Below are 11,494 nucleotides of genomic sequence, written 5' to 3'. Positions count from 1 at the left end.
TGGTTTTCACGCTATAGTTCACGCTCTAGTACAACAAACGCCACCGCATACTCGGCTTCATCACTCAACGTTACGTGACTGGTGGTGACACCTGCAGCTTGTAAAAGCCTTCCAGCTTCGCCGTTGAGCAAGAAATAGGGCTTACCCAAGGCATCGTTCAGCACCTGAATATCACACCACTGCAAACCCTGGCGTAGGCCTAACCCCAACGCTTTAACAAAGGCCTCTTTGGCAGCGAAGCGTTTGGCCAGGAACGCGGCGGGCTCAGATTTCTGCTGCCACAGCGCATGCTCTTCGGGACCTAAAATGCGCTGAGCAAAGCGCGGGCCGTGCCGCTGCATAGCCCGCGAAAAACGCTCAACTCGGGCAATATCCGAGCCAATTCCCACAATCATCGCCTAAAGAAACCTCTCAATAGAAATCGCAGTTTAATGTCCGCAGCAACCATTGTGAACGTGCCCTGAACCACTTTCATGGTCATGGTCGTGCTCATGATCATGGGCATCGAGGGCCGCCATCAAACCTGCTTCCTGGCCAGCAATGATTAAGCGCTTCATCTCCTGCACGGCCTCTTTAAGGCCCACAAACAGCGCCCGGGCAATAATGGCATGACCAATATTGAGCTCGTTGACGCCCGGTAGCGCCGCAATTGCCTCAACGTTATGGTAGTGCAAGCCGTGACCAGCATTCACCACCAAGCCTAATGAGATCGCGTGAGTTGCGGCGGTCGTTAAGCGCTGATACTCCGCATTGGCGGCCTCACTACCAGGACGCGCTTCTGCATAAGCACCTGTGTGCAGCTCAATCGTCGGCGCTCCGGCGCGTAGAGCTGCATCAATCTGCTCCACGTCAGGGTCGATAAACAGGGACACATCACACCCCGCCGCACTTAGCCGCTGACAAGCACTGGCAATGGCGTCAAAACTGCCAATCACGTCCAGGCCGCCTTCGGTGGTCAACTCTTCGCGTTTTTCCGGCACTAAACAGACATGGGCAGGACGAATTTCTTCAGCCAGCGCAAGCATCTCTTCGGTTACGGCCATCTCCAGATTCATGCGCGTATTAAGCACTTCGGCCAGAATACGCACATCCCGGGGCTGAATATGCCGCCTGTCTTCACGCAAATGCACCGTAATGCCATCGGCGCCCGCCTCTTCAACGACTAATGCCGCCTGCACGGGGTCAGGGTAGCGAGTACCACGGGCTTGGCGAAGTGTCGCAATGTGATCGATATTGACGCCTAACAGTATCCGAGGGGGGTGCATAAAGCCTCCAGCGCAACGATAAGATAAGAGTTTGAGAACTGTAATTAGGGACGCTGACGGCGCCGCGCTAAATCAAGCATCAGCTCCCGCGAACGTAACACGGTGGTGCCCAGATGGGGTGCCAAGGCCGCTCGCATCACCGCCTTCAATGCATTGGCAAGGCCTTCATGCTGCCAATCCCCCTGCTCAATATAACGCAGCGTTCTGCCATCAAGCCCACGCTCTGTAGGCATAAATGCCCGGCTAGCGGTGTCAAAGCGGTAGCGGAGCTGGGGATCCAAGACGCCGCCTTCTGGTGTCATAAACTGTGGCGTGGCCTCCAGCGTCTCTAACAACGCCCACTCGTAGCGGCGTAACGCCAGCGCTCGCTCCGCTGGCGCTGGTAGCGCTTCAAGCAGGGCGGTGTAAAACGCAAAAACCTCAGGGGCTGGCAGTTCCAGCGGCAGCAGCCGGGTTGCAATCTCATTGGCGTAAAGGCCGCATAGCAATCCTTCACCGGCCAGCAGCGCCGTCTGGCCGCGGGATTCCATCAGGGTAAGCCGCTTTAGCTCACGGCTGCCCTGCCAGGTCACAAACAGCGGTGTAAACGGCTGTAGCCGCTGACGGGATTTTGAGCCGGGCCTTTGTCCACCATGGGCGACAGCACGCACTCTGCCGTAATCAAGCGTTAATAGATCCACCAGTGCACTGGTTTCACGATAAGGCCGACGGTGGAGCAGAAAAGCCGGCTCTGGTGACATCGCTACTTTCAATCGAGATCGTAACCCAAGCTTTTCAAGGCGCGTTCGTCATCCGACCAGCCGCGTTTTACTTTCACCCATAAATTGAGCATCACTTTGGTGCCCAGGGCGCGCTCCATATCCAGGCGCGCCTCGCGACCAATGCTCTTGAGGCGGTCGCCGTTTTCACCAATCAAGATGACTTTTTGCCCCTGACGCTCCACCAAAATCAAAGCGCTGATATGAGTCACCCGCTCTGTCTCGCGAAACTCTTCAATTTCAACGGTCATCTGGTAGGGCAGCTCGTCGCCCAATTGGCGCATCACTTTTTCACGCACCAGCTCGGCGGCCATAAAGCGCAGGCTTTTGTCGGTAATCTGGTCTTCAGGGAAGAAGTGCACACTCTCAGGCAGGTGTTTGGCCACCTCCTCTTCCAGGGTATCCACCTGAGTGCCGTGCTTGGCTGAAATCGGCACGATAGCGGCAAAATCGCGGCGCGCGCCCACCTCTGCCAGCCATGGCAGCAAATCACCTTTTTCGCCCAGGCGATCGACTTTATTCACCGCCAGAATCACCGGTGCTTTTACGTGCTCCAGGCGCTTTAATACCGCCTGATCCTCTTCCGTCCAGCGGGTACGGTCGATAATAAACACCACACAGTCCACATCGCGCAGCGCCTGGGTGGCCGCCTGGTTCATAAAGCGGTTGATGGCTTTATTACGATCCTTGGACATGATGTGCATGCCCGGCGTATCCACGTAGATAAACTGCGTCTCATCGACTGTTTTAATACCCATCACCTGATGGCGCGTGGTTTGCGGGCGCCGCGAGGTGATCGATATTTTCTGCCCCAGAATACGGTTCATGAGGGTTGATTTGCCCACGTTGGGTCGGCCAACAATGGCAACGAATCCGCAGGTTTGGCTCATGATTTATCTCCAGGGCTTTTTTCGAGGTACGACAGCGCTTCTTCTGCCGCCTGCTGTTCAGCATGGCGGCGGCTAGGGCCTTTACCAGTGGTATGCTCAGCCAGCAGGTCAATGTAGCACTCCACGGTAAAGGTCTGGGCATGCGCCTCACCCTTTACGCAGACAACTTCATACCGCGGTAGCGCGGCTTGACGCGATTGCAGAAACTCCTGCAGTCGCGTTTTAGGATCTTTCTGGGTGTCTTGTAACGAAATATTTTCCAGCCTAGCGGCGTACCAATTCAACACACGGTCACGCACCACATCCATGCCAGCGTCGAGATAAATAGCGCCAATAATGGCTTCTACCGCATCCGCTAGAATAGATTCACGACGGTGTCCACCGCTTTTCATCTCGCCGGAGCCCAGTCGCAAACACTCACCAAACTCCATTTCACGGGCCAACTCCGCCAGAGTCTGTCCCTTTACCAAGCGTGCGCGCAGACGTGAAAGCTGCCCTTCCCGGGCTTGGGGAAAGCGCTGAAACAGTGCCTCGGCGATAACAAAGTTAACGATGGAGTCACCCAGAAACTCCAGGCGCTCATTGTTACGACCACCGAAGCTACGGTGGGTCAAGGCCAATTCCAATAGCGTATCGTCGCCAAAGGTATGGCCGATTCGTCGGCAAAAAGCGTTCAAGGAATTACTCACAGCTCTCCTACGTCATTGACGTTAACTAAAGTGACATAACTAACTAAATCCAGTACTGGCAGCGTCTTCATTCAATGTGCCGCACGCTGGTAAAGCTTGGCAACCCGCCATCCCAATGCATCCATACTGCAAACGCGCGCCCGACAATATTCTCTTCCGGCACGAATCCCCAGTAACGGCTGTCGTTGGAGTGGTCGCGATTATCACCCATCATGAAGTAGTGCCCTTCAGGGACTTCCACTTCACGCATTTGCGGGCCAGGGTCGCGCGGGTTGTTGTATATAAAGTGCTCGGCATCACCAAGGCGCTCTTCTAACAGTAGCTGTTGAGGCGACCCTTCGGGCCCCTCTTCGATCAGCTCTTTCGTCACCGGCTCACCGTTAACGTAGAGCTGCTTACCTTCATAACGAATGCGATCCCCGGGCATGCCGACGACACGCTTGATGAAGTTCACCGAAGGCTCATCGGGGAAACGAAACACCATGACATCGCCACGCTCAGGGTCGCCGACTTCGATAAAGCGGGTGTTCACCACCGGCAAACGTAGGCCGTAGGCAAACTTGTTAACCAGAATAAAGTCACCGACTTCCAGCGTAGGACGCATTGAACCAGAGGGAATCTGAAACGGTTCGATGATAAAACTACGCACCACCAGCACCACCAGCAGCACTGGAAAAAACGAGCGCGCGTAGTCAACCGGCCAAGGCTCTTTAAGCAGCTTCTCGCTGGTAGCTGGATCAAGCCCGTCCTGGGTCTTGGCCTCCGCTGCGGCGAAGCGTTGGCGGCGCTTGGGCTTTAATAGCCACACGTCCAACAGGTAAATAACGCCCGAAAGCGCAACGGCAAGTACCAGCAGTAATGAAAAATCCATGAGTGGCGTTCTTTCCTAGTCGTTAACCTTGAGCACAGCAAGGAAGGCATCCTGGGGGATTTCCACGCGCCCCACTTGTTTCATGCGTTTCTTACCTGCTTTCTGTTTCTCGAGCAGTTTTTTCTTACGGCTGACATCGCCGCCGTAACACTTAGCCGTCACATTCTTGCGTAGCGCCTTCACGGTGGAGCGAGCCACCACTTGCCCACCAATCGCTGCCTGAATCGCCACATCAAACATCTGCCGTGGGATCAGCTCTTTCATCTTTTCCACCAGCAGACGGCCACGCTGGTGGGCGTGATCACGGTGGATAATCACCGCTAGCGCGTCTACCTTGTCGCCATTAATCAGTACGTCAAGACGCACCAACTTGGCCATTTCAAAACGCTCGAAGTTGTACTCAAGTGAGGCGTACCCCTTGGAGATAGACTTCAGGCGATCAAAGAAATCCATGACCACTTCTGACATGGGCAGCTCGTAGGCTAACTGGATCTGGTTGCCCAAAAACTGCATATCACGCTGCACACCACGACGCTGCTCACACTCGGCAATGACGTTACCCACGTACTCCTGGGGAACCAATATACTGGCGCGGACGATCGGCTCACGCATTTCATCTACGTCGGCCATATCGGGCAGCTTGGAAGGGTTGGACACGTAGTTAACATCACCACTCTTCATCGCCAGTTCGTAGACAACCGTGGGGGCGGTAGTGAGCAGGTCGATGCCATACTCTCGCTCCAGGCGCTCTTGAATGATCTCCATGTGCAGGGTGCCAAGAAAGCCTACCCGGAAACCAAAACCAAGTGCGTCGGAGTTCTCTGGCACATACTCAAGCGAGGCATCGTTAAGCGCCAGTTTTTCAAGCGCATCGCGGAAATCTTCGTAATCATCCGCACTGACCGGAAACATACCCGCATACACCTGCGGTTTTACCTTTTGGAAACCAGGCAGACGCGCTACATCAGGTGTTTTGGTGTGGGTAATCGTATCGCCCACTGGTGCCCCGTGAATCTCTTTAATGCCTGCGACAATAAAGCCCACTTCACCGGCGCGCAGAATATCGGTCTGTTTGCGCTGGGGGGTAAAAATACCCACCTCCGTGGCGCCCCAATCACGTCCCGTTGATTTAATGCGAATCTTGTCGCCCTTACGCAGCGTGCCGTCGAAAAGACGTACTAACGAGACAACGCCAAGGTAGTTATCAAACCAGGAGTCGATAATCAGCGCTTGCAGCGGCGCCTCCGGGTCACCTTTGGGCGGCGGTATATCACGCACCAAACGCTCAAGCAGTGCATCGATGCCAATGCCGCTTTTAGCCGAAACCTGGCAGGCATCAGTGGCATCGAGGCCAATAATCTCTTCGATCTCCTGAGCGACCTTGTCGCAGTCCGCTTGGGGCAAATCGATTTTGTTAAGTACCGGCAGTACTTCCAGGCCTTGTTCGATAGCGGTATAGCAGTTAGCGACCGACTGAGCCTCCACCCCTTGTGCAGCATCGACCACCAGCAACGCCCCTTCACAGGCGTAGAGCGAACGCGACACTTCATAAGAGAAGTCGACGTGCCCAGGGGTATCGATAAAATTCAGTTGGTAAACCTGACCATCGGCGGCGGTGTAATCCAGCGTGACCGACTGCGCTTTGATGGTAATACCACGCTCACGCTCAATGTCCATTGAATCGAGCACTTGCTCTTTAAGCTCACGCTCGGTCAGCCCCTCGCAGGTCTGGATCAGGCGATCAGAGAGCGTCGATTTACCATGGTCGATGTGAGCGATAATAGAGAAATTGCGTATGTGCTTAAGCTTTCCGTTGGGAACGTCTTGGGACATCGAGTCTGTTCTGCCTTAGTGGTACGCAAGCGGCCCCACTAGCAGGCCGCTTCGAGAGTTCAAAGCTCGAAAACAGCTGCCGTTTGAAAATAAGGGCCATTTCCGACAAAAAGATATTCGCTATTGTAGCGATATGCGCAGGCTAGGAACAGCGGTCCGGCGAGAACCGCCGGACCAGGAGTGAAAATAGGCGGGCTATTCCAGACGAAGCGCTACAAAGAGTGAGCGCCCATCGCGGAACAGACGTACTGGAATAGCACGGTCAGTGGGCAACGCCTCGACAATCTCTACCAGCTCATTGGAAGAGGAAACGCTGCGGTGATCAATGCTCACTAATACATCACCTGGGCGAATGCCGGCCTCAGCAGCCACGCTGCCAGACTCAACCTGGCGCACGATCACACCGCCGGGAATATTCAACTGCTCACGCATGGTGTCATCAATTTCTGCGACCATGACACCAAGACGCGCTTGATTATTGCTGCTGCCCTGCGCCGTCTGCTGCTCGGCATCTGGCCAGCTACCTAATTCGACTGACTCGGTCAGCTCTTCACCGTCACGCATCAAGGTGAGCTCCACCTCGGTGCCGGGCGCACCTTTACCAATCAGCCGTGGCAGTGAACTCGAGCGTTCGACCTCTTCACCATTGACCTCCAGGATGACATCGCCAGCCTGAAGCCCACCCTGTGCCGCGGGGCCTTCGGGATCAAGGTCAGCAATCAGCGCGCCAATCGCACTCTCCATGCCGAACGATTCGGCCAGGTCGTCAGACACGGGCTGGATCATCACACCTAACCAACCACGGTTCACGCGACCACCTTCACGCAGCTGGTCGGCCACATCCATGGCAACGTTAATGGGAATGGCAAACGAGACGCCCATAAAGCCACCGCTGCGGGTAAAGATTTGTGAGTTAATACCCACCACTTCGCCATCTAGATTGAACAGCGGGCCACCGGAGTTACCGGGGTTGATCGCTACATCGGTTTGAATAAACGGCACATACGCATCTCGCGGCAAGGTACGGTTAATGGCACTGACAATACCCGCGGTGACCGAATGATCAAAACCAAAAGGCGAGCCAATAGCAGCCACCCACTCACCTACTTTGAGCTCATCAGAATCCCCTAGCGTAAGTGTAGGCAAGTCACTGGCATCAATTTTAAGTAGCGCCACATCAGTCTGTGGATCGCTACCTATCACTTCCGCACTCAATTCACGCCGGTCATTGAGCCGCACGAGGATCTCATCAGCATCCTGCACAACGTGTGCATTGGTCATTACATAACCATCTTCACTGATAACGAACCCTGAGCCTAAAGACTGCCGCTCTTCTGTACGCCCCTGCCCGCCACCAGGCGGTGCTGGAAAGCGATCACCGAACTCCTCTCCAAAAAAGTGACGGAAAATTTCCGGGATCTCCTGACCACCGAACCCACCCAAACCCGGCGCGCTACTGCGCTGTACCGTTCGACTGGTCGAGATATTCACTACCCCTGGCGCAGCGTCTTCAACTAAGGCAGTGAAATCAGGCAAATTCTGAGCGTTGGCGACTTGGCCAAACGTTAGCAGTGCCACCACACAGACCCAAAGCGTGGAAGGGAGAATCAAGCGCTTCATGCAAGAGCTCCTACTTTATGTAATAGCAATCAATGACAGATCAACAACTCAAAGCGAGATGCCGGAGAACCAAATTGACGAACTAATTGACCAAGCGTGGGCGAAAGCGTTCCCCACGCCCACGCATTAGGTATTTAATACCTAGCGCACCGCCGACCAAGGCAATAAAAAAACTCAGCGGTGCCAGCCAAACCATGTCACTTACAAACGACACCGTGCCGGATAGCAACAGCGCCAACATAAGTGGCAATCCATAAACACAAAAAGCCAGCAGTGTGACAGAGGTGCGCGGTAAGCTAATAGTGACTTGACGGCCTAGCGGATAGTTTCGCTCAGCGTTACTGGTTCTCGTGGGGAGTGCAACAGCAATGCGCTGACTGCGCTGGCGCGCCAACAAACGTCCGCCACAACCTCTCCCCTGAGCGCACTGCTCGCAGTTCTGTTGGGCGGAAATTTCTACGATGACACTTTGCGCAACATGATCGACGACCGTGCCAGCACGGTGTAGAGAAGTATCAGACAAAGCGTCACAGCAAGACGAGGTCATCATTCAATCTCCCCAGCCTGATCGTTGCTTTGCGGAGATGGGTCTTCCAGGAGATCGAAAGTGATTGAGCGAACTATGCGCTGCAGCGTTGCTACCGGCAGCTCACCAATCACCACCAACTGCCAGCGCCCCTCAGCAGTGATGGCATGCTCAATGGCCACGGCCGAAACCCCTAGCTGTTGCACGCCTTCTTGCAAGGTAGTGGTTGCATCCTGCGCAAGGGGCTCGACAAAGATACTTACGGTAGCCAAACCATCACTGTAGACGCGCTGGTGAATATCATCGCCGGCGAAAGTGACGGGTTGTGCAACGAAGCCATCGGGCAACCAAGTGGCGCGCCAAGGTGTACTGCCGATAACGATAGGGGTAGCCGCCCTGACGCTGCCAGTATATTTTTCGGGGGACTGAAGCTGGGTAATTTGAAAGGTTTCAATGATCCTGCCTTGATGATCACTGAGCACATGTTTAAGCAGCAATCCGGTATCCCCATCCAGCCACCACTCATGTGAAAAGCGCCACTGGTCGCGGGGTTCAAAAACCAGCTTGATAGCATCACGATCTGCTACCCGGGTGTTGTCCTCAAGCTCGATAGCATAATATTTCTCAAGATGAGCTGCCCATCTTGCTGGAGAAGGTAGCTCACCGTTGCCATGCCCTTCAGTCCAGGCCAATCTACCCACCGGCGAGCGACGCTCAATGCTTACGGAAGGGCCGTCAAGGTACTGCACCACCTGCTGACGAACGCCGTCTTTAATGCGGTGCGACAGTGCTAGCGTGCGAACATCGACAGAGTCGATAGCCACTGCTCTCGCTTGAAAAGCATAACAGTGACTGGCCCACAGGCCGCGCTCAAGCCACTCGGTTGCGTTGCGGGGTTGCGCCTCAACCTCCTCCATCGCACACTCATAGCCATCACTATCGCTAGAGCGAGCACTGGCTTCCGAAGCACTGGTTTCCGTAGGGCTGTCGGCATTTTCTGCATGCGCCTGAAGCGAGAGCGTGCCCACCAAAAACGCCAGCGCCCAAGTACCTTTTAAGCGCCTGGGCACTCTTATGTTGCGCACCCCCATCCCGCGCACTCCTTACTTACCCATTGTGCATCAATAATCAAAAAGCATGCATTCGGCTTAGCGCTGACCCAATGGCTCAGTGACTGCCGATGAGCGCATTAATGGCATCCAACTGTCGCCACTACCGTAAGCGGCACTCTGGGTATGCTGCTCTAAATAAGACTGCAATAAGCCAATCTGATCAACATCAATGTTAGTCCCCTGGGACGCGGAGACTCCCTGGGGTGTCTGAACCGAGTAGCCAGCTTCGCTAATGTTCATTAAACCACCTTGCCCCGACTGGCCGCTGAGCCGAAACGGAGTAGGCTCAAACATGGGCATATCAGCGCGCGTAGCCACTGCCGACTGAGAAGCCAGGCTAACGGGCTGCACTTGGGTGGATCCATTAGCCCCAGGTGTCGTCGTGGCTACGTCACTGCTGCCCTGGCGAACGGATGAGTCATTGCCAAAGAACTGAACGCCAGTAATCACCATCAGTGACACAGCAGCGGCAACGCCGGCGCCGCGAGCAAACGAGATGCCGCCCGTACGGTGAGCCGCAGGCTCAGAGTCTTGCATCATTGGAGCAGGCTCTTCGCGCAAACGAGCCATAATGCCCGCAGAAAGATCAACGCTTACATCAACGCCCTGCTCGCGCTGCATCATGCTGCGGGCAAGGTGATAGCGGCGCCATGTTTCTGCGGCATCGTCATCATTTGGCAGTGCCTTCAACACTCGGCGAAGCTCAAGCTCATCACTTTCGCCATCCATTAACACCGAAAGTGATTCCCGTGTGTTTTGACTCATACTTCACACCCTCACACTGTTTAAAAGAAGTACTGGGGTGATGGCCTTCGTTACCTACACCACCACTCCGACGACTTCCAAGGCCAAGACTCCGTTACAGGCTAAGGAAATTATCAAAATTTACTAACCTGCGACGCTAAGCTCATGACGCTTTGCACACCGATATATCAACGATTGACACATCAAGCGTGCTCATCAAGATAGTCAGGCTTTATGACGCCTTACATGCCAGACAGTTCACAAAAAATAAAACCTTTATTTTTTATACCGACATTGTTACAGCGATCATATTGCCGCCTTCCTACGACCACTCCTCGTCGCGACTGTTCCGCGCCGTCGATACTAATGGGCGAATATGTTCATCAACCGCCTCGCGAGCACGGAAAATTCGCGAACGCACGGTACCCACGGGGCACTGCATGACCTGGGCAATATCTTCGTAGGCAAGACCATCCAGCTCGCGCAGGGTAATCGCCGTGCGCAGATCATCAGGAAGATTTTCGATCGCCTGATAAACCGCGGCCTCAAGCTGGTCTCTGGCGATTGCCGCTTCAGGCGACTCTGAATCTGCCAACCGTCCGCTCTGGTCGATAATTTCAGCATCGACAATATCCAAATCACTGCCCGGCGGACGCCTTCCCCGCGAAACTAGATAGTTTTTCGCTGTATTAATCGCGATGCGGTACATCCAGGTATAGAACGCACTTTCTGAGCGAAACTTACCCAAGGCGCGGTACGCCTTAATAAATGCCTCCTGGGCCACATCCTGAACTTCAGAGTGATCATGAACGTAACGACCAATCAGGCCGATAATTTTGTGCTGGTACTTTTTTACCAGCAGATCGAAAGCGCGCGTATCACCTTTCTGGGCACGTTCAACAAGCTGTTGGTCTGTTTCCCGAGTGCCCATTCACACGCTCCTCCAGCTCGTACGACTTGCGCCGAGCCCCATTCCTATTAGCCCTAACACGTGGGCGTTCACAGCAAGCAGCATAGCGTCCCTTGGGCATTGATTAATAATAGAGTGAATAACAGGGCGAGTACGTCGCCCGAGTATGTTGCTGCATTTTATAACGGTACTAAATTTTAACGACCTAAATTTTAACAACAGAGCGCCCAGTGTTACGCGTTCCGTGCAGCGCATCAAGCGCTTACCCCCTTTCGC

At 54.5% G+C, this 11,494-nt stretch carries 12 protein-coding genes; all 12 read right to left on the bottom strand.

Annotated features, from left to right (window positions below):
- Positions 1–11: 11 nt before the first annotated feature.
- Positions 12–395, bottom strand: a complete 384-nt coding sequence (gene acpS, locus ACFIOZ_RS08920; protein ID WP_386083305.1) for a holo-ACP synthase — start codon at positions 393–395, stop codon at positions 12–14.
- Positions 396–428: 33 nt separating this feature from the next.
- Positions 429–1,265, bottom strand: a complete 837-nt coding sequence (gene pdxJ / locus ACFIOZ_RS08915; protein ID WP_386083304.1) for a pyridoxine 5'-phosphate synthase — start codon at positions 1,263–1,265, stop codon at positions 429–431.
- Positions 1,266–1,309: 44 nt separating this feature from the next.
- On the bottom strand, positions 1,310–2,005 hold the full coding sequence (recO, locus tag ACFIOZ_RS08910; RefSeq protein ID WP_386083302.1) for a DNA repair protein RecO: 696 nt from the start codon (positions 2,003–2,005) through the stop codon (positions 1,310–1,312).
- 8 nt (positions 2,006–2,013) lie between these two features.
- Positions 2,014–2,913 carry a GTPase Era gene (era, locus tag ACFIOZ_RS08905; protein WP_035578621.1) on the bottom strand — a complete coding sequence of 300 codons (900 nt, stop codon included), beginning with the start codon at positions 2,911–2,913 and terminating at the stop codon, positions 2,014–2,016.
- Positions 2,910–3,602: a ribonuclease III gene (gene rnc / locus ACFIOZ_RS08900; protein WP_386083301.1), complete on the bottom strand. Its 693-nt coding sequence runs from the start codon at positions 3,600–3,602 to the stop codon at positions 2,910–2,912. Before rnc ends, era begins: the two co-directional genes overlap by 4 nt.
- Positions 3,603–3,669: 67 nt before the next feature.
- Positions 3,670–4,473: a signal peptidase I gene (lepB, locus tag ACFIOZ_RS08895; protein ID WP_386083300.1), complete on the bottom strand. Its 804-nt coding sequence runs from the start codon at positions 4,471–4,473 to the stop codon at positions 3,670–3,672.
- 15 nt (positions 4,474–4,488) lie between these two features.
- Positions 4,489–6,306: a translation elongation factor 4 gene (lepA, locus tag ACFIOZ_RS08890; protein ID WP_386083299.1), complete on the bottom strand. Its 1,818-nt coding sequence runs from the start codon at positions 6,304–6,306 to the stop codon at positions 4,489–4,491.
- 195 nt (positions 6,307–6,501) lie between these two features.
- Positions 6,502–7,926, bottom strand: coding sequence for a DegQ family serine endoprotease (locus ACFIOZ_RS08885; protein ID WP_226249596.1), 1,425 nt, complete (start codon positions 7,924–7,926; stop codon positions 6,502–6,504).
- Between the two features lie 82 nt (positions 7,927–8,008).
- Positions 8,009–8,476 (bottom strand): SoxR reducing system RseC family protein, encoded by a 468-nt coding sequence (locus ACFIOZ_RS08880; RefSeq protein ID WP_226249597.1) that lies wholly within the window; start codon positions 8,474–8,476, stop codon positions 8,009–8,011.
- A complete protein-coding gene (locus ACFIOZ_RS08875) occupies positions 8,473–9,543 on the bottom strand; it encodes a MucB/RseB C-terminal domain-containing protein (protein WP_386083298.1) in 1,071 nt (356 codons plus the stop codon). The genes ACFIOZ_RS08880 and ACFIOZ_RS08875 overlap by 4 nt, the downstream gene beginning before the upstream one ends.
- A 57-nt stretch (positions 9,544–9,600) precedes the next feature.
- Positions 9,601–10,329 carry a sigma-E factor negative regulatory protein gene (locus tag ACFIOZ_RS08870; RefSeq protein WP_088701727.1) on the bottom strand — a complete coding sequence of 243 codons (729 nt, stop codon included), beginning with the start codon at positions 10,327–10,329 and terminating at the stop codon, positions 9,601–9,603.
- Between the two features lie 301 nt (positions 10,330–10,630).
- Positions 10,631–11,239, bottom strand: coding sequence for an RNA polymerase sigma factor RpoE (rpoE, locus tag ACFIOZ_RS08865; protein ID WP_226249599.1), 609 nt, complete (start codon positions 11,237–11,239; stop codon positions 10,631–10,633).
- Positions 11,240–11,494 lie beyond the last annotated feature (255 nt).

Source organism: Vreelandella sp. F11 (assembly GCF_042466685.1).
Taxonomy (GTDB): Bacteria; Pseudomonadota; Gammaproteobacteria; order Pseudomonadales; family Halomonadaceae; genus Vreelandella.
Note: the sequence above shows the minus strand (reverse complement) of the source record. Positions and strands in the feature narration are given on the sequence as shown.